Source organism: TM7 phylum sp. oral taxon 349 (assembly GCA_018127705.1).
Classification (GTDB): Bacteria; Patescibacteriota; Saccharimonadia; order Saccharimonadales; family Saccharimonadaceae; genus Saccharimonas.
Window position 1 is genome coordinate 490225 of record CP072328.1, and the last position, 17665, is coordinate 507889.

The window sequence follows — 17665 nt, forward strand, 5'->3', positions numbered from 1 at the left end:
TATTACGTTTACTCCCAATGACACCTTGCGCGAGTGCGAGCGGAGAGCGGAGTCCGATACTCCCGTCATCGCCCCATGACAGTTGAGCCGCCCCAGACATAAGCTGTCTGTTCACGCTCCTGTCTGGGGCGGCTTTTCTTTTGGAATAGGATTTGCACTCGTTTTATATTCGTCGTACACTGGAATTGACGGTAATTTCATGAGGGAACGAATGAGAACGCAAGAACATGCATATCTTGATTTGCTGCGCGATGTGCGTGATAATGGTGAGAGTAAGGATGATCGTACCGGTACAGGTACGCGCAGCGTGTTCGGGCGGCAGATACGGTTCGATCTATCGAGCGGCGAGTTTCCCGCACTCACGACGAAACGGCTCTATTTTGATACTTGCAAACGCGAGTTGTTATGGTTTTTAAGCGGCGACCGCAATCTAGAAGCGCTCGCACGGCAGAATGTACACATTTGGGACAGCTGGCCGTACCGGCATTACGTAGAGGCGACAGAGGGGCGCCAGGTGTCTCCAGAAGAAACGTCTACACCGGAGTGGCGTAACGGTATGAAAGCGTTTGTTGGACGCATTGCGACAGACCACGCTTTTGCTGAGCAATGGGGTGATTTAGGTCCAGTTTACGGCTATCAATGGCGGCATTGGCCAGATGGAAAGGGCGGCGAAATCGACCAAATCCAGCGCGCTGTCGACACGATCAAAACGAACCCGGCTAGCCGGCGCAACATTGTGAGCGCGTGGAATGCCGCCGATATTGACGAGATGGCAGTAGCGGGGCTGCCGCCATGCCATACAATGTTCCAGTTCAACGTGCGCGGCGATCGCCTAGATTGTCAATTATACCAGCGTAGCGCTGATATGTTTTTGGGTGTGCCGTTCAATATTGCTAGCTATGCGCTATTGCTCTGCATGATGGCGCATGTCACCGAGCTCAAACCGGGCGAGTTTGTCCATACATTCGGCGACGCGCATATCTATAATAATCACATTACGCAGGTTGATGAACAGCTTAGCCGCGAGCCGTTGCCGCTGCCAAGGCTATGGTTGAATCCAGAGGTTGATAACATCTTCGAGTTTGCGCCGGATGACATCAAGCTTATTAACTATCAGTATTGCCCGAGCATCAAAGCACCGGTAGCGGTGTAGTAGGGTTTTAAGTGTGCAGCAAGACTGCATGTATTACGCGCGCATATATGTTACAAAACTATAGGCGTATTGATTCGCTTCATCTGCCGGGAATGATTGACGTTCGCGCTCGTGCCAGCTGTCGTCGAGTGATGGAAAGTAACGGTCGATGCCAGTAAACGAATGATCAACTTCAGTTGCATAAATAACGTCACAATCCGCCAGTGCTTGCTCATAGATACTCGCGCCGCCGATTACACACGGCTGATGCTGCGCGATTCTGTATGCTCGCGCTAGGCTGTCGACTGCTGTAATGCCTGCTGCGTCAAGCGTTCGGTGTGTTACTACGATATTTTCACGCTGCGGCAGCGCTTGTCCAATCGACTCAAACGTTGCGCGCCCCATGATGACTGATTTGCCTATTGTCAGCGCGCGAAAATGTTTCAAATCAGCCGGTAGTGCACGCCCCCACGGCAAATCACCGCGTGCGCCGATACCACGGTTTCTATCGTACGCCACGACAATACATTTTTCCATACGTTCATGATACAATATTGGTAACGTTAGGGGAAATTGTGCAAGAATCAACGGCTATTTATAGCGACATTGAGATAAAAAAAGCGCTTGCGAGCGGGCATATTGTGTGCGATCCGGCACCCGCGCGAATCAATGGCTCAAGTATTGACGTGATGCTTGGCTATTATTTTTACTACGCCGGCGGAATCGAGAATGGCGATGCGTTATTTAATCCGTTTGACCAGGCGGACGTTAAGCGGTATTTTGGTACGTATAATATTGCAAGACCGTGGCGCGATGCGCAAAAACGCTTGGCGAGCCCGATTGCAAATATCGCAGAGATTACTAATATTTCCGCCGACCACCCTGTTATTGTCCTACGACCGAATGAGCGGATCCTCGCGCATACGCATGAGTTTATCGGTATTTTGCCGCCCGGTACGACTAGCATGCAAGCGCGCAGTACTACAGGGCGCATTGGCATATCGGCGTGTTATTGCGCGGGATGGGGCGATCCGGGCTATATCAACCGTTGGACAATGGAAATTCATAATCTCAATGAGCGCGAACATATCGTATTGCCCGTTGGCTATCGTATCGCGCAAATTGTATTCAGTGCCACTGGTCCGGTTGAAACAGAATATTCGCGCGCTTCGGGCAACTATCAATCTGTATCAAGTACTGATCTTGCTGCTATCAAGGCCGCTTGGCGCCCCGATATGTTGTTGCCGCGCGCCTACGCATCGCCCGTTAAGCTGCCGCGGGTAGTTGAGGGGCTTGCTGAAGGATTACTATAATGATTACGCGCGGGCGCTATATTGTCATTGAGGGGAATGATGGTACGGGCAAATCAACACAAGTCCGCCTACTGCAAACATATTTCCATGAGCAGGGGCGTAGCGTGGTAATTGTTGAAGAGCCAGGCGGTGGCGACCCAGCGTTTACGACACCCGTTGCTAGCTATCTGCGCGCAATTATCAAGAATAGACAGTTGCAACGTGATCCAGAAATTAATCTGGCATTGTTCAGCGCGGCGCGGCGAGAATTATGGCAGCACAGTATTGCGCCGGCACTTGAGCGGGGTGCGGTCGTACTAGCGGCACGCAATTATCTTTCGACGCTCGCATACCAAGGTTACGGCGAAGGGCTTGATCTTGATCATATTCGCGAAACGACAGCGCTTTTCACTGATGCGCGTTATATGGCACCGGATCATGTAGTTGTTCTGGTTATTAACGACGACATTGAGCGCAAGCGCCGTCTTGCCGAGCGTAGTAGTTTAATATATCTTGATGCGTTTGAATCGCGCGCTGATGATTTTCAGCGTAGAGTAGATAACGGTTACGCTGTGCTCGCTCGCGATATGTCACTGCCCGTTGTTGAATGCGCTGTGTCAGATCATTATAAGACACCAGCGGAGATTCGGGCGGAGATTTTGCAGATTATTTCATAAGTGGAAGTGTCCAGTTGGTTGGTGCTGCATTGCTGCTATGGTAAATCTCGCGCGCATTCTTGCGGTCTTAGCACTCTTCTGTTACAATATCTGGTAAGACATTGCCAAAGACCGTAGCGGGCGAGTCGCAAAAAGCGTAGTGCCGATAAGAATGCTACCGAGGAAATTACTTCGTTTTTTCGTCTTTGCGCATGCAGGGGCGTTTTTTTGTCAGTGTCGAACCTTAACAATGCGGTCTCATTTATCAAAGCAAACGAAAGGATTTTGTCTATGGCAATTAGCAAAGACAAGAAACAGGCTTTGGTCGCAGAAATGAGTGAGCTGTTTGCGAACGCGAAAAGCACGGCTGTCGCAAAATACCAAGGGATCAGCGTAGCTGAATTGCAGGAATTGCGTAAAAACGCACGCGAGGCTGGCGTTGTTATCAAGGTGGTGAAGAATCGCCTGGTACGCGTTGCGATGAGTGAGAGTAACACCTATAAGAGCACCGACACATCGGCACTCACAGGACAGTTGCTTTATGCTGTATCGCAGGACGACGAAGTTATGCCTGCTAAGGTGCTGAATGATTTTGCTAAAACTCATCCAGTGCTTGAGCTCGTCGCTGGCTTCAGTGGCGAAGGCATAGCGCAAAGTACTGCTGAAGTAACGGCGCTTGCTGGCTTACCGAGCAAGAATCAGCTTATTGCTGAAACGGTGGCGCAATTACTCTCGCCGGTTCACGACGTTACGAATGCACTTTCTGGCAATATTCATGCGCTGCTTGACGGTGTTGCCGATAAGGCTGTTGCGTAAAAACCAAAGTTTAGTATTAATGTTAGAAAATACCAAAGGAGAAATTCTATGGCAGATGTAAAGAAACTTGCCGAAGAACTGACTAAATTGACAGTTCTAGAGGTGAATGAATTAAAAACCATTTTGAAAGAAGAATACGGCATTGAGCCGGCTGCTGCTGCGGTTGCAGTCGCTGGTCCAGCCGCTGACGCAGGAGCTGCTGCTGCCGACGAAAAAACCGAATTCACTGTCACACTAAAGGACGCTGGTTCGCAAAAAGTTGCCGTTATCAAAGCGGTAAAAGAGCTAACTGGACTTGGTCTCGGTGAAGCTAAAGCGCTTGTTGATAATGCGCCAAGCCCGATCAAAGAAAAAGTGTCAAAAGACGAAGCTGAAGCTGCCAAGAAGTCTCTGGAAGACGCTGGCGCAACTGTTGAATTGGCGTAGGCTCGCTTCTACATAGTTACGAGATCGCATTGTTTTATAGAGTTACCCCGCCCTAAAGTAGGAGCGGGGTAATTTAGTTTTAGTTAATGACGCTCTCTCACGAGGTCTTTTTATTGCTGATGAGCATGCAGAGCGTGCCGTAGATAACTTTTGCTATACTAACCGTATGGTTGCTGCTAGACTCTACGCGTTCTATGATTTGCCTTTTTCGCACGACGTATGCCACTTGTTTGAGCATATAGTCATTCGCCGGTTTTTATTATCACTGCGAGCGGCTGACCGGTCGCGTGCGTTTGTCGGCAATGTTGATGGTAATACAGTTGAGTCGACGATATTCTTTCACGCCGAGCTATACACAGACGAGGATATTGCGTTATTTGAGCAGTCACTTTACACGGAACAATTTAGTATTAACCAGCGCATTGTTGCAGAATCGCTCGCACATATTGAAGCTGAATTGATGGCTATCGTTAATGTCCAGAACGATGCTTTATTGATGAGCCAGCTCGCAGCATGCCAGCGCATTGTCGGTGGCGCAAGCGGCGTACGCGTGTCAGCTGACGACTCGTTTATTATCACTGAACGTCCTGAGCTTTTTGACACCGCTATGCTCACAATAGAGGCAAGCGACGCAAGCGATGAGGCAACGAGATCCTTTTTCTGTTTTTACCCGGCACTACTAGATATTGCGCGTGATGGTGCGTTTGACACAGTCGCTGCATATCCGCAGCAGAACGGCGTCTTCACTGCATATCAGGATGGCAATGTAGTGCTGCAGCGATTTACGGTCAAAAAACCGTTTGACTGCCGCGCAGCGGAAGAACAAATCGCGCACCATTTTCACGAAGTGCGCATTACTAATGAGATGCTTGAACCGCTTGTTTGCGCTTTTAAAACACATCCAGCCTACGCCGCTGTTCCAATGTATTTTTATGAAAAGACGCTCACGCGAACAACCCGTAATGAACTCGCAGGATCAATAACGCAGCGTGCTTTTCGTGGTATCACAAAATCTGCTCATATCTCTGTACGGCTAGCGCCACCTACAAAATAGCAGCCATGGTGCTGCACAAAAAATACAACGACTTTTCAGGAACTACTGTTATTCGTGTGGATAAACGATGTAATCCTTGACAGCAACTAGTGAAAGCGTATAATAAAATTGATATCATCAAGAAAACATACAAAGGAATGCGAGAACCAGTATGTCAGAATTACCAGAAAAACAAGTCAAACGGCTTAAGTCGTTGATTCAAGAAGCGGAAACAAATTTAGCTGCCGCTAAAGAATTGCTCATGAGTATTTTGGGCGATGACGGGCAGATTGTGACACCGGTTAATAGTCGCGAGGATGTTACCGGAAAAATTATTGAGGGTGTGTTTGACGGGCAAACCATGGTCGGTCCAGACGGCAAGAATTATCCAGTGCCTGCCAACTATGCTAGCAAATCGAAACTGGTTGAAGGCGACATTCTCAAGCTAACCATTGCGAGCGACGGTGGCTTCATTTACAAACAAATTGGGCCAGTCGCACGCAAGCAGATCATTGGTACGCTCGTTCAGCATGACGGTGCATACTATGTTGAAGCGCAGGGCAAAGAGTATCGTATCTTACTTGCGAGCGTCACCTACTTCCGTATTAACGTTGGCGATCAAGTTACTATCATCGTGCCGGAAGACGACCCAGATGCCAGCTGGGCAGCGGTAGAAGCCGCATTGTAGTAGATAAAAGATGATTCGTGAATTAGTTGATTTGCCGCTTGGAAAGTTTCTATTCACGAGAGTTAGCTTTGACAGTACGTGTAACGCTCCGTATTTTCGGCTGATGGATGCTGACGGCGTCTTTGTATATGCTCGTCCTGCCGGTAACTTTACGCTGACATTTGATCTAAGCCGCAAACGCTGTACTGGTTGGTATGATATGCGAACTGGCGAGTGTTATGAGTGTCCAGGCAAGCGCGATGTCTCTGAAAAATATGAACAGTGTCCTGAATGCCAACAGAAGACTGGCTTTAATCCAGCGTTCTACAACACGACAGAATTGAGTGTGCAACAAGCTGAACTCAACAAAAAACCGCATTTATTGTACCTTGCGTATTTTTCATCAGAGACTGTTAAAGTTGGGATTTCAAATGCCGGGCGTGGATTGGCACGACTGCTTGAGCAAGGTGCGCGGAGTGTTGTAATTCTCGAAACGTTCCCGAGCGCCAACGTCGCGCGGCAGTATGAAGCACAGATTGCCCGGCTGCCTGGATTGTGTGAAAGCGTCCAGTTGCGCAAAAAGGCGCAAATTTTAGTCGAAAACTCGTACGACGAAGTAGCGGCGCGGCGAAAATTAGAGCAGATGATTACGGCGATCCAGCGTGCACTGAATATACAATTTCCTAACCCACAGTTTGCTGAATTGTCAAGCGTAATGATCGACGACGTGGTGCTTTCGTCGTGTACCGCTATAGAGCTATGGAATCAACCGCATCTCTCTGGTACATTCGTAGGATTGATCGGACAGCTACTCGTTATGGAACAGCAAAATCGGCTACTTGCAATGCCGATGAAACAGTATCTTGGTAATTATGTCACGATTGCAGGCGACATTGCGCCACTAAAACTCGCGCCAGTACAGGCGAGCTTGTTTTAGTACTAGTTTAGAATACTTACATAGCTTAGCGGTGGTGTACCGTTTTGACAGTCATTTACACACAGGCTGGCAGTTTGCTGCTTTTAAATTTATGCAGTCTGATTAGGTTTTATCTTCATACACATATCGCGATACGGCTTCGTTGCAAGAGGAAGCGTGTCTATATCAAGTAACCGTTCCAGCTTGTCAACAGTTTGAAGCGCTACTGCTTTATCCGCAAGCGTTACCTCTGTTTCAATGAATGTTCCGACATTCGCAATTTCATCAATCGCGATTACAGTGCTGGGATATGCCGCTGAGGTAAATATACGTCGGAATTTAGTAACCGTCACTAGTTCTATCATGCCAAGATTTACGAGCAATTGTTTGGCAGTTGCTGTATCGTTTGGCGCAATTGATAGATTTGTCTCCGGTTTCATGATTACGCCATCGTTTGTACTTGTTGCGTGCGATGTTGCCGGTTTATATGTCACCTCGGCAAACCCATCGCGCTCACGCACGCGCAAACACTCAACAGTCTGCATGAAATCAACGTCGGGGCGAGAATAATAGGTATCATTTTCGTGTAATTGGCTAGTCTGTGCGAAACCATGTGCTCGTAGCGTTGCAATAAACGTATCCACATTACCGGTAAATGTGCGTTTGCGTTCGACTTCAAGTACTGTATACTCCGTGGTAGTTGTCATATTTATTATTGTATCATTCCACGGCATGGTCTAGCATCAAACAGGAAATGTATAAATCAAATTGTTCACAAAGGAGAGAAGATGACACTTAACTTTAATTTAATGCACACGACCGCTTTAGATGAAATCGTGTATATAACAGATAAGGATTTTGGGATTAAGCCAATTAAACACGACAGAGATCCTGTTGTAAGACTGGGAGCAAGAGGCATTGTTGTGAATGAAAATAGAGAAATTGCACTTCTATATAAAGCGAAAAAGAAAGAATACAAACTGCCTGGCGGAGGTGTGGACGATGGTGAAGACTCAACTGCTGCGTTCCAGAGAGAATGTAGGGAAGAATTAGGCTGCACGATTGATATACAATAAAAACTTGGTGTTGCTGTTGAGTACAAATCTCAGGAAAACTTTAAGCAGTTGTCTTTCGTATATTCTGCGCAAAAAGTTGCCGATCTTGGCAAGAATAGCCTGACAGAAAAAGAGAAAGATGAAGGGGCGACTGTTGTTTGGCCTCCAAAATTGGAGGCTCTAGAAAAAATGAAGTTTTCGATTGACGCTATGCAAGCATCAGAGTATGATTCTATTTACAGAACGAAATTTATGACATTAAGAGATATCAAAATACTTGAATACTATATAAATCTTTAACTTTATTCTTAGCCGCCAATAAAGAGGATGATTTTTCATATCTTCAAAATTTTGTTTATGTAATAAGCATGCTATCACCGTAGCTAAAAAACTGGTATCGCTCGGCGACAGCGTGCTTGTATGCGGGGCGCAGCACATTCCAGTCAGCAAATGCAGCAGTGAGCATGAGGACGGTGCTTTCTGGCAAATGAAAGTTTGTAATTAGCGCATCAATTACCTGAAATTTATAGCCCGGATAGATAAATATATCTGCTTCGCCGGTGATGTCGTGCGGCGATTCGTGCAGGATTTGTTGGTGGGCATATTCAAGTGTGCGTGTCATTGTTGTACCGAGTGCAATAACGCGGTTGTCGCTAGCCTTTGCGGTTTGGATTGCAGCTATGGTGGCGGCAGGTATTGAGAAATATTCCTGGTGCATAGTATGCTTGGTGATGTCATCTACGCGAATCGGCAGAAATGTACCAAGCCCGACATGTAATGTAGCATGCACGATAACAACACCTTTGGCGCGTAGCCGCGCGAGGATCTCGTCTGTCATGTTGAGACTAGCAGTTGGCGCGGCGACTGAACCGATTTTGTGCGCAAAAACGGTTTGGTAGCGCTCAATGTCAGTAGGCGTAGCATCGCGGTTCATATAGGGCGGTAATGGTACTGAGCCGTATTCCTCTGCAATGTCAAGTAGGCTGCGCTGGCTGCGAACGACAGCAACCCCGCCGCCCAAAATTTCTTCAACAACTAATTCGTCATCACTAACAAAAAGCGTATCGCCGGCATGCAACTTACGGCGGTAAATTACTTTATGCCGAAACCAATCGTCGTGTGAACCATGCTGCTCGACGAGCACTAGTTCGCGCTCGCCGCCGCTTGGTTTGCGGGCACGCAGGCGAGCTTTTAGCACTTTCGTATCGTTAATGACGAGCGCATCGCCCGTATTTAGGTAATCAACGATATCAGGGTAATGGCGGTCGTTGATTGCACCAGTGTGGCGGTTAAGTGTAAGTAATCGTGACGTTCCGCGTACAGCGGGCGGTTGGTTGGCGATGAGCTCATGTGGAATATCGTAATGAAAATCGGATAACTGCATAGGCATCAGTATAGCACGTCTTTCGGTGGTGGAGGCGTCAATATGAGCAACGGTAAGAGGCTTAGCGGGGTTCAGTCAACTAACCCGGAACATCCAAAGTAAAGCGCAGGTAAGTCATCGGGTCCTCGAATAGCTTGGGGCGGTTGGCTCTTGCCATCCATTCTTTGCAGAGTTCTTCTAGTTGGTGGGTTAGGATGCGTTGTCCGTAGAGTTTGCGCATGTGGCGCTTGGCTACGCTCCAAATTAGCTCAGCTTTGTTGGTATTAGCAAAGTCGCCTCTGCTGTGGTTGTGGCTTTCATGCTCGTAGCCTAGGAGCGGTAATTCGTCGTAACCGTACCATTTGTCGGTAATAATTAGGCTGCCTGGTTTTACGCTGTCTTGGATGAACTGTTCAAGCACATCTTGGCTTCGTCCGTCATGGAAGCCGCCGGTTATACGCAAGGCTAAGCGCCCGGTATCCTGCTCAATGGCGCCAGTAACTATGTAGGTAGCTTGTTTACTCTTGAGCTTTGAGAAGTAGCTTTCGTCGGCTTGGATTAAGCCTTCTAGCATTGTTGCAGCGTCTGGCAGGTTCTCTCGAAAGCGGGAGAACCATCTAGCTACAGTTGGATAACTAACGCCAGCAAACAGTATAGCTGCCTCAACACTTTTACGATTCTGCCAGCACCAGATTAGCTTGAATAGTTGTTTGGACGACAGCTTCATGCCATACAGCCAGGAACCATGCCAGGCAGTGGCTCTGAGCTTTTTGCGGCATATTTTGCACCAGAGATATCTTGAGAGGTAGTTTTCTTGCAGCTCGCACCCGCAGAGCGGGCACGACACCTCCTCCCCAAAGACAAGCTTGTTGATAAGCCTCCAGCACTTCTTATTGCTGGCAAAGTTTGGTATGTTAGACATACGGAGCGTCCTTTCTGTACTTAGTTGCTTTACATCTCTAAGTATATGGGATGTTCCGTTTTAGTTTAGAGTATCCTTAGCGGGTGGCTCTTGACAGCGGACACTGCAATTGGGTACAATAAAACCGCACTAATCCGGCCGGCAGGTCGGAATTTTTCGTAAGAAAGGAACATTATGCAAGATTTGAACGTAAAACAAATGACGTTAGCAATGCGTACGATTGCCGAAGAGAAAGCGCTTCCTGAGGATGTCGTGCTGGGTGTAATTGAGCAAGCAATCGCTGCGGCGTGGCGCCGCGATAACGGCGAGCGCGAGCAAAACGTACGCGCCGAACTCAATATTAATGATGGCACAGCGAAAGTGTCGGTCGTGAAAACAGTTGTTGAGGATGTTGAAAACGACATTAACCAAATTAGTTTGGAAGATGCACAAAAAATTGATAAAAACGCTGAGCTTGGTAGTGAAGTCGTGATGGAAACACACGACGTTACGAGTTTCGGGCGCGTGGCGGCGCAGACTGCCAAGCAGGTCGTAATTCAACGCTTACGTGAAGCAGAGCGCGAGGTTGTGCTGGCTGAATTTGAAGATAAAATTGGTACGGTTGTGACGGGCGTTGTACAGCGCGTAGAGCCGCGCGTTGTGCGTGTTGAGTTAGGCAAAGCGACGGGTATTTTACCGCAAAGCGAGCAAATTCAAGGAGAACATTATTCAGTTGGACAGCGTCTCAGGGTATTCATTAAGGACATTGAGCGCGACGGGCGTGGCGCACAGCTGGTGCTTAGTCGTGGCAATGAAGCTTTTATTGAATATCTATTCCGTCAGGAAGTACCAGAAATGGAAACAGGTGCGGTCGAAATCAAAGGCATTGCGCGCGAGGCGGGTCGCCGCACGAAGTTGGCAGTTGCGAGCTTAGTGCCGGGCGTTGATCCGGTTGGCACATTCGTTGGCGGGCACGGCACACGCGTTAACGCGGTAATGAATGAGATTGGCGATCAGGAAAAAATTGATATTGTAACCTACGACGAGAATATTGATACATATATCCGTAATGCACTTAGCCCAGCGGAAATCGTGAAAGTTGAAATTGATAAAGAACATAAATCAGCGAAAGTCTACGTTACAGAAGATCAACAATCAATCGCGATCGGTCGCGGCGGACAAAACGTACGTCTGGCGAGCCGCTTAACGGGCTACGAATTGGATATTGAAACAGCAGCTGCCAAGCCGGTTGAGAAAAAACCACGTACAAACATTGAAGATGGGCTGTTTGCGGCGATTGAAGATCAAGAATAGAATTATTACATTAAAATTAAAGCAGAAAGCCTCCAAATCCTTGAGAGGCTTTTTTGTTTGACCAGGCGTACCATCGACAGCTTTGCATGATGAAGCGTATGAAAATTGTAAGAATGTTAGCACTCTACCTTGACGAGTGCTAACATTATCGGTATACTAGGGCGTATGGGTAACTATGCCATAGAAATGGAGAGCAACGAATGATGCCAGAGGATTTTGCAGATTTTATTTCACATTTGACTGATAATGCACGCGCTAGCGTGCAACATGCTGATGCGATTGCACGTGGTAACGGAAGCAATTATATTGGAACCGAACATTTATTACTAGGTGTATTGGCGCAGGGATCGAGCTCAGCGGCAAAAGTGCTTGCAGATGCGGGTGTAACACTGCAGCAGGCAGAAATAGCGCTTGATATCAAACCGTCGCGCGTCGTGACAAGTACGGGCGTAGTAGGTTTAAGCGAAACGGCGATGTTGACGTTACGTATGGCGTGGGAAGCTGCTAAAGAATATAATCACGATTTTTTGGGCACTGAGCATATTCTGTATAGCGTGTTACGCCAAGGAAATGCGCGGGCTACGACGTTGTTACGCGACATGGGTGTAGACGTTGATAAATTAATGAGTGAGCTTGAGGACTCATTTGAGGAGAATCGCAATGAGCATGGAAATATCGCGACTGAGCCGCGGCGGCGAGCGGTACGTGGCGGTGCGCTTAGTGTGTTCGGAATTGACTTGACAGCGAAAGCGGCGGCAAGCGAGCTTGACACAATGATTGGGCGCGATAAAGAGTTGGAACGTATGATTACTATTCTTAGCCGGCGTACAAAAAATAATCCTGTACTGATTGGTGAGCCGGGTGTTGGTAAGACGGCTATCGTTGAGGGTTTGGCGCAGCGTATCGTGCACGAGGATGTGCCGGCACATTTACTTGACAAACGCGTGATTATGTTAGATATGGCGGCGATGATCGCAGGTACGAAATATCGCGGCGAGTTTGAAGACCGATTGAAAAAGGTCGTCGCAGAAATCAAAAAGCAAGCGAATATTATCGTATTCATTGATGAGCTGCATTTGCTAGTGGGAGCAGGTGCGGCTGAGGGAAGTATGGATGCGGCAAACATTTTGAAGCCGGCGCTTGCCCGCGGCGAGTTGCATATGATTGGCGCAACAACGCTTGATGAATATCGTAAGCATATCGAAAAAGATGCAGCTTTAGAACGACGTTTTCAGACGATTGTCGTAAAAGAACCAACGATTACGCAAACGATTGCAATTTTAAAAGGGCTGAAAAGCTATTATGAAAAACATCACGGAGTGACGATTACCGACAGTGTGATTGAGTCGGCGGTGTATATGAGCGACCGCTATGTATCTGATCGGTTTATGCCAGATAAAGCAATTGATGTACTTGATGAAGCTGCAGCGCGCGTGCGAGTTAAGCAAGGACATGTACCGAGCCGGCAGCGTGATTATCTGAAAGAACTCAAACATTTGAATGAGCGCATGGAAGAGGCGGTCACACATGAAGACTATGAGCGGGCGGCGCTCTACAAGCAGCGGATTAGCCAAATTAATGAAAAGCTAGAGGTTGAAAAAATCGCGCAAGAGGGTAAACGAGCGATTCAGCTAACCGATGACGATGTGGCACATGCTATCGCGGTGATGACGGATATTCCAGTCGAAAAAGTACAGACCAGTGAGGCAAAATTGTTGCAACAGCTTGAAAAGCATTTAAGTAAGTATATTATTGGACAACGTGAAGCGATCCAGAAAGTGGCGCGGGCGATTCGACGTAGCCGCTCTGGCGTAGCAAGCAGCCGTCGCCCGATTGGTAGCTTCGTGTTTATGGGACCGACAGGTGTAGGTAAAACGCAACTTGCTAAGGTGCTAGCACGTGAAGTGTTTGGCAGCGAAGATGCGCTTGTCAAAATTGATATGAGTGAGTTCGGTGAAAAGCATAATACATCGCGACTTGTTGGCGCGCCGGCAGGTTATGTTGGCTACGAAGATGGCGGTAAGCTGACTGACAAGATTCGGCGCCAGCCTTACAGCGTTGTATTATTTGACGAAATTGAAAAAGCACATCCGGATGTATTTAATTTACTATTACAGCTGCTTGAAGATGGCGTGTTGACCGACGCAAAAGGCAGGGAAGTAAGCTTTCGTAATACGATTATCATTCTGACGAGCAACCTTGGTGCCGATCAAATGATGAAAGAATCGGAACTTGGATTTCGTGCGCGCAGCATAAAAAACGGACAGCTTGATTCGTTGCATGAGCGCAATGCCCGCTTAACGCATGATGCGCTTGAAAAGTACATGCGACCAGAGCTTATTAATCGTTTTGATGGTGTTATCACGTTCCGCGCGCTCACGCGGTCGGAAGTTGGTAAAATTTTTGATTTGCTGATCGGTGAGTTGCGTCAGCGACTTGTGCGTCAAGGTTTGGCACTGAAGGTTGCGCCCGCAGCGAAACGATATCTAATTGATAAGGGGTACACTGTTAAATTCGGTGCACGTCCATTACGTCGCGTTATTGAAGACGAAGTCGAGCATGCGATTGCTGAGGGAGTTTTAGCAAATTCATACCAAAAAGGTGATATTCTAGAAGTAGTGTTGGCCGAGGGGGCAATTGCGATTGAACGGCGTAGTGAGACTGAAACGAACTAGCTTTATGCGATCGTTTACTGCGATTGTGGCGGTTGCTGGAGGGCTAGCGGCGGCGTATTGGTTTGGTCCGCAACTGCTTGACGAGTTCCGCGCGCAGCAGTATACGCCGTCATCGCATATCTCAGCGATTGAGCAGCGTGTAACGCTGACGTCAGCGGGCAGACGGATTTTTTACGCGACTAGTCCTGAGGTGCAGGATTCCGGACAGTTTAACGGCAGTTGTCATAGTGTGGAGCGGACAACAGCGATCTTGGGGTGCTACTACCGCGACCGGATTTATTTATATAATGTACAAAACAGCGAGCTTGATGGTGCGCTTGATGTGACGGCGGCACATGAGTTGTTGCATGCGGCTTATGCGCGGTTGAGTACATTTGAACAGCATAAAGTGGACGGATTAGTGCGTGCAGCGTATCAAAAAGTGAAAAACGAGCCGACATTAAAACGTCTAATGGAGTATTATAAGCAGGCGGAGCCAGGCGCTGAGATTAATGAATTGCACTCAATTTTAGGAACAACGATCGCAAATCTTGATAGTGAGCTAGAGCGATATTATGCGCGTTACTTTACGAACCGTGCGAGTATCGTGACGCTAAATCAGCGTTACACGCAAGTATTTTCGGAGTTAGACCAGCAGGCAACGTCGTTAAAAGCGAAGATATCTGCTGAAGAATCGTCACTTAAAACTGAAACGGATGCTTACCAGAATGAACTGAATCAACTAAACTCCGATATTCAAAGCTTCAATCAGCGAGCGGTAAGCGGTGATTTTTCGTCGCAAGAGTTCTATGCGACGCGAAGTGCACTTTCGGGGCGCGTTGCGTCGTTAAATAGTCAGCAAAATCAGTTGAACACACGCATATCAGCGTATAATACTATGATTGCTGAATACAACAAGCTTGCTGTGCGGGCGCAGCAATTGAACCAAAGCATGAACGGTGTGAGCGCGCCAAGTGAGGTGAAGTAGTGGCGAAAGTACGCAGTCAATTCGTGTGCCAGCAATGCGGTGCGAGCTATCCGAAGTGGGTCGGTAAGTGTGAGAACTGCGGTGAGTGGAACTCACTCGTGGAGCAAGTTGTGCACACGGTGGGCAATTCTGTAGTGGCACGGAGCGCTGCGCATGGCAATATATTGAAAGCGCAGTCAATGCGTTCAATCTCAGCAGAAGCATCAACCGCGCGCCTTGGCACGGGTATTGCCGATTTAGACACAGTATTGGGCGGCGGTATTCTACCGGGTGGTGTTATGCTGTTGGCCGGTCAGCCGGGTATTGGCAAGTCGACGCTATTGCTGCAAATAGCAGCGCATGTCTCTGAAAATGTGCTAGTGTTGTACGCGAGCGGCGAGGAATCAGCGTCGCAAGTTAAGCTGCGAGCTCGGCGCTTGGGCGCGGTAGCGGACGACCATTTGCAGTTTGTCGCAAGCACGAGTGCTGACGACATTGCGGCGACGATTCGCAGCGGCGCTTACAAACTTGTTATAATTGACAGCATTCAAACGCTTAGTCTTGAAGAGGTGACGAGCGCGCCGGGAACGGTCAGTCAAATTACCAACTCAAGCAACGCGATTATTCGTGCTGCTAAAACATCTGGTGCGGCAGTAATTTTAGTTGGGCATGTCACGAAAGAAGGTTCAATTGCCGGACCGAAGGTGTTGGAACATTTGGTTGATGTCGTGCTACAGTTTGAGGGCGACCGTTATGGTGGCTTCAAGGTAGTGCGTGCAGTGAAAAATCGTTACGGCTCAACCAGTGAAGCGGCGATCTTTGAGATGAGCGAGCGTGGCTTAAGTGTCGTCGAAAATCCGTCGGAGGCATTGCTTGCTGAGCGTCAAAACGCTGATGGATCAGTGGTGCTTGCTACGCTTGAAGGTAACCGCCCGATTTTGGTGGAGATTCAAGCCCTTGTCAATTCGACAAATTTCGGGTATCCTAAAAGGACGGCGAGTGGATTTGATTTGAATCGCCTCAACCTGCTGATTGCTGTGCTTGAGAAACGCACAAAACTGAAATTATCTGATAAAGACATTTATATCAATGTAGTAGGTGGGCTGAAACTAGCTGATCCAGCAGCTGATTTGGCTGTTGCAATGGCGATCGCTTCGGCAGCAGCAGGGCGCAAGCTAGATGATAGCTTAGTAGTGTTCGGTGAAGTTGGTCTGGGCGGTGAAATTCGCTCGGCACGATTAACTGACAGACGTGTTGCTGAGGCGAAAAAGCTTGGTTTTACTCAGGCGATTGCTCCAAAATCGGGCAAAAAGAATTCATTTGTGCGCGGCGTGTGTGATTTGCGTCAGGCGCTTATCGACTACATGAAGTAGTTGTTAACAAAGACAAGATCTCGTAAAAAGAAAGGAAAGTATGGAAGCAAAGGACATTGTATTACTAGCGGTGACGCTACTAATTTTGGGTGAAGTGTCGTATCTATTGGCACGGTTGCCAAAGACGAATATTAAAGCGAAAGATCGTGCTATTCTGGTCGATACATCGGTGTTGATGGATGGGAGGATTGTCGCAGTAGCGGGTACAGGGTTCATTGGCGGTACACTGGTGATTCCGCGTTCGGTGATCGGTGAACTACAATTTTTGGCAGACCACGCTGACAGCGATAAGCGTGCGCGTGCTCGTCATGGGCTTGACGTTGTGACTGAACTGCAGGCGATGGAGCGCGTCGCAGTGGAGTTATTACAAGATGGTAGTCGTGCCAGCGAAGGCGTTGATGATCGGCTATTATCGCTCGCAAAACAACACGGTGCGGTTATTATGACGCTTGACTATAATCTTAACAAAGTCGCAGCGGTGGAGGGTACGGAAGTGTTGAATCTGAATGAACTGGCACAAAGTTTGCGTATGGAGTATTTGCCGGGAGAAAAACTTCTTCTTGATCTAATTCAAAAAGGGCAAGACTCACACCAGGCGGTTGGTTATTTATCAGATGGCACGATGGTTGTCGTTGAGCAGGCGAGCAGTAAAATCGGGCAAACGCACACGGTTGAAATTGTGCGCAGTTTGCAAACAGCGGCGGGGCGTATGATGTTTGCGAAATTAGTAGACGAGATTCAGCCGGAAAAGCGCCGTACGCAGCGCCAATCGTCAAAACCGCAAGGTGCAATTTCTGCTACGGTGTCGAGTGGGCTAAATAAGGCGGTAAAATCGCAAATAGTAAATAATACACCAAACGAGTCGGTTGCCTTGTCTGCTTCAAGTCAACGCCGTCGAGGCAGTAGGAGTGCATCGAACGTACAGCGTAATAATACGACAAATAGCAAATCTTCTCGCCGAACGCGTACTTCGCAAAAAGACGGTGGCGCATCTGCACCGCGCCGTACGAATCATTCGCGCAAAAATCACGAGAATGACTTGATCGCTCTTGTGAATGAGCAGCAGTGAGCATATTTTTCGCTTGAACTGTCGCGCTATT

At 48.0% G+C, this 17665-nt stretch carries 19 protein-coding genes and 1 other annotated feature; of the genes, 15 read left to right on the forward strand and 4 right to left on the reverse strand.

What is annotated here, in order from left to right; genetic code table 11:
• Window positions 1-211 precede the first annotated feature (211 nt).
• A complete protein-coding gene (locus J5A52_02625; protein QUB37950.1) occupies window positions 212-1153 on the forward strand; it encodes a thymidylate synthase in 942 nt (313 codons plus the stop codon).
• 33 nt (window positions 1154-1186) lie between these two features.
• On the opposite strand, the gene J5A52_02630 is transcribed toward J5A52_02625, so the two are convergent.
• Window positions 1187-1669, reverse strand: coding sequence for a dihydrofolate reductase (locus J5A52_02630; protein ID QUB37951.1), 483 nt, complete (start codon window positions 1667-1669; stop codon window positions 1187-1189).
• Between the two features lie 38 nt (window positions 1670-1707).
• Between J5A52_02630 and J5A52_02635 the strand changes: the two genes are divergently transcribed.
• From J5A52_02635 to J5A52_02665, 7 genes are all read left to right on the forward strand, one after another.
• Window positions 1708-2445: a deoxycytidine triphosphate deaminase gene (locus J5A52_02635; GenBank protein ID QUB37952.1), complete on the forward strand. Its 738-nt coding sequence runs from the start codon at window positions 1708-1710 to the stop codon at window positions 2443-2445.
• The gene (gene tmk / locus J5A52_02640; protein QUB37953.1) at window positions 2445-3101 is read left to right on the forward strand and encodes a dTMP kinase; all 657 of its coding nucleotides are present in this window, start codon (window positions 2445-2447) and stop codon (window positions 3099-3101) included. Before J5A52_02635 ends, tmk begins: the two co-directional genes overlap by 1 nt.
• Before the next feature lie 86 nt (window positions 3102-3187).
• Window positions 3188-3319 (forward strand) — a sequence feature (ribosomal protein L10 leader region).
• A gap of 52 nt (window positions 3320-3371) precedes the next feature.
• Window positions 3372-3896, forward strand: a complete 525-nt coding sequence (locus tag J5A52_02645; protein ID QUB37954.1) for a 50S ribosomal protein L10 — start codon at window positions 3372-3374, stop codon at window positions 3894-3896.
• Window positions 3897-3944: 48 nt separating this feature from the next.
• Window positions 3945-4322 (forward strand): 50S ribosomal protein L7/L12, encoded by a 378-nt coding sequence (gene rplL, locus J5A52_02650; GenBank protein QUB37955.1) that lies wholly within the window; start codon window positions 3945-3947, stop codon window positions 4320-4322.
• A 166-nt stretch (window positions 4323-4488) separates the two neighbouring features.
• Window positions 4489-5376, forward strand: coding sequence for a hypothetical protein (locus tag J5A52_02655; protein QUB37956.1), 888 nt, complete (start codon window positions 4489-4491; stop codon window positions 5374-5376).
• 151 nt (window positions 5377-5527) lie between these two features.
• On the forward strand, window positions 5528-6043 hold the full coding sequence (locus J5A52_02660) for a hypothetical protein (GenBank protein QUB37957.1): 516 nt from the start codon (window positions 5528-5530) through the stop codon (window positions 6041-6043).
• Window positions 6044-6053: 10 nt separating this feature from the next.
• Window positions 6054-6959 carry a DUF2797 domain-containing protein gene (locus J5A52_02665; GenBank protein QUB37958.1) on the forward strand — a complete coding sequence of 302 codons (906 nt, stop codon included), beginning with the start codon at window positions 6054-6056 and terminating at the stop codon, window positions 6957-6959.
• A gap of 89 nt (window positions 6960-7048) precedes the next feature.
• Here J5A52_02665 and cyaB read toward each other — a convergent pair whose 3' ends face one another.
• The gene (gene cyaB / locus J5A52_02670) at window positions 7049-7645 is read right to left on the reverse strand and encodes a class IV adenylate cyclase (protein ID QUB37959.1); all 597 of its coding nucleotides are present in this window, start codon (window positions 7643-7645) and stop codon (window positions 7049-7051) included.
• 81 nt (window positions 7646-7726) lie between these two features.
• On the opposite strand from cyaB, the gene J5A52_02675 reads away from it, so the two are divergent.
• Window positions 7727-8014: an NUDIX domain-containing protein gene (locus J5A52_02675; GenBank protein QUB37960.1), complete on the forward strand. Its 288-nt coding sequence runs from the start codon at window positions 7727-7729 to the stop codon at window positions 8012-8014.
• 48 nt (window positions 8015-8062) lie between these two features.
• Window positions 8063-8293 (forward strand): hypothetical protein, encoded by a 231-nt coding sequence (locus J5A52_02680; protein ID QUB37961.1) that lies wholly within the window; start codon window positions 8063-8065, stop codon window positions 8291-8293.
• 55 nt (window positions 8294-8348) lie between these two features.
• Here J5A52_02680 and queA read toward each other — a convergent pair whose 3' ends face one another.
• A complete protein-coding gene (gene queA, locus J5A52_02685; protein ID QUB37962.1) occupies window positions 8349-9377 on the reverse strand; it encodes a tRNA preQ1(34) S-adenosylmethionine ribosyltransferase-isomerase QueA in 1029 nt (342 codons plus the stop codon).
• Between the two features lie 79 nt (window positions 9378-9456).
• Window positions 9457-10278 (reverse strand): IS1595 family transposase, encoded by an 822-nt coding sequence (locus J5A52_02690; GenBank protein ID QUB37963.1) that lies wholly within the window; start codon window positions 10276-10278, stop codon window positions 9457-9459.
• A gap of 174 nt (window positions 10279-10452) precedes the next feature.
• Between J5A52_02690 and nusA the strand changes: the two genes are divergently transcribed.
• The 5 genes from nusA (at window position 10453) to J5A52_02715 (ending at window position 17634) form a co-directional block, all read left to right on the forward strand.
• Entirely contained in the window at window positions 10453-11571 is a 1119-nt protein-coding gene (gene nusA / locus J5A52_02695; protein QUB37964.1) for a transcription termination/antitermination protein NusA, read from the forward strand.
• Between the two features lie 200 nt (window positions 11572-11771).
• Complete coding sequence (locus tag J5A52_02700) at window positions 11772-14246, forward strand: ATP-dependent Clp protease ATP-binding subunit (GenBank protein ID QUB37965.1); 2475 nt, start codon at window positions 11772-11774, stop codon at window positions 14244-14246.
• The gene (locus tag J5A52_02705) at window positions 14227-15213 is read left to right on the forward strand and encodes a hypothetical protein (GenBank protein ID QUB37966.1); all 987 of its coding nucleotides are present in this window, start codon (window positions 14227-14229) and stop codon (window positions 15211-15213) included. The genes J5A52_02700 and J5A52_02705 overlap by 20 nt, the downstream gene beginning before the upstream one ends.
• Window positions 15213-16565 carry a DNA repair protein RadA gene (gene radA / locus J5A52_02710; GenBank protein ID QUB37967.1) on the forward strand — a complete coding sequence of 451 codons (1353 nt, stop codon included), beginning with the start codon at window positions 15213-15215 and terminating at the stop codon, window positions 16563-16565. The genes J5A52_02705 and radA overlap by 1 nt, the downstream gene beginning before the upstream one ends.
• Before the next feature lie 40 nt (window positions 16566-16605).
• Window positions 16606-17634: a hypothetical protein gene (locus tag J5A52_02715; protein ID QUB37968.1), complete on the forward strand. Its 1029-nt coding sequence runs from the start codon at window positions 16606-16608 to the stop codon at window positions 17632-17634.
• Window positions 17635-17665: the final 31 nt, after the last annotated feature.

Coding starts and splice junctions, on each gene's coding strand:
- J5A52_02700 (QUB37965.1), top strand. CDS start 11,772: ATGATGCCAGAGGATTTTGCAGATTTTATTTCACATTTGACTGATAAT.
- J5A52_02675 (QUB37960.1), top strand. CDS start 7,727: ATGACACTTAACTTTAATTTAATGCACACGACCGCTTTAGATGAAATC.
- J5A52_02660 (QUB37957.1), top strand. CDS start 5,528: ATGTCAGAATTACCAGAAAAACAAGTCAAACGGCTTAAGTCGTTGATT.
- queA (QUB37962.1), bottom strand. CDS start 9,377: ATGCAGTTATCCGATTTTCATTACGATATTCCACATGAGCTCATCGCC.
- J5A52_02645 (QUB37954.1), top strand. CDS start 3,372: ATGGCAATTAGCAAAGACAAGAAACAGGCTTTGGTCGCAGAAATGAGT.
- J5A52_02625 (QUB37950.1), top strand. CDS start 212: ATGAGAACGCAAGAACATGCATATCTTGATTTGCTGCGCGATGTGCGT.
- J5A52_02630 (QUB37951.1), bottom strand. CDS start 1,669: ATGGAAAAATGTATTGTCGTGGCGTACGATAGAAACCGTGGTATCGGC.
- nusA (QUB37964.1), top strand. CDS start 10,453: ATGCAAGATTTGAACGTAAAACAAATGACGTTAGCAATGCGTACGATT.
- J5A52_02715 (QUB37968.1), top strand. CDS start 16,606: ATGGAAGCAAAGGACATTGTATTACTAGCGGTGACGCTACTAATTTTG.
- J5A52_02655 (QUB37956.1), top strand. CDS start 4,489: ATGGTTGCTGCTAGACTCTACGCGTTCTATGATTTGCCTTTTTCGCAC.
- J5A52_02665 (QUB37958.1), top strand. CDS start 6,054: ATGATTCGTGAATTAGTTGATTTGCCGCTTGGAAAGTTTCTATTCACG.
- tmk (QUB37953.1), top strand. CDS start 2,445: ATGATTACGCGCGGGCGCTATATTGTCATTGAGGGGAATGATGGTACG.
- rplL (QUB37955.1), top strand. CDS start 3,945: ATGGCAGATGTAAAGAAACTTGCCGAAGAACTGACTAAATTGACAGTT.
- cyaB (QUB37959.1), bottom strand. CDS start 7,645: ATGACAACTACCACGGAGTATACAGTACTTGAAGTCGAACGCAAACGC.
- J5A52_02690 (QUB37963.1), bottom strand. CDS start 10,278: ATGTCTAACATACCAAACTTTGCCAGCAATAAGAAGTGCTGGAGGCTT.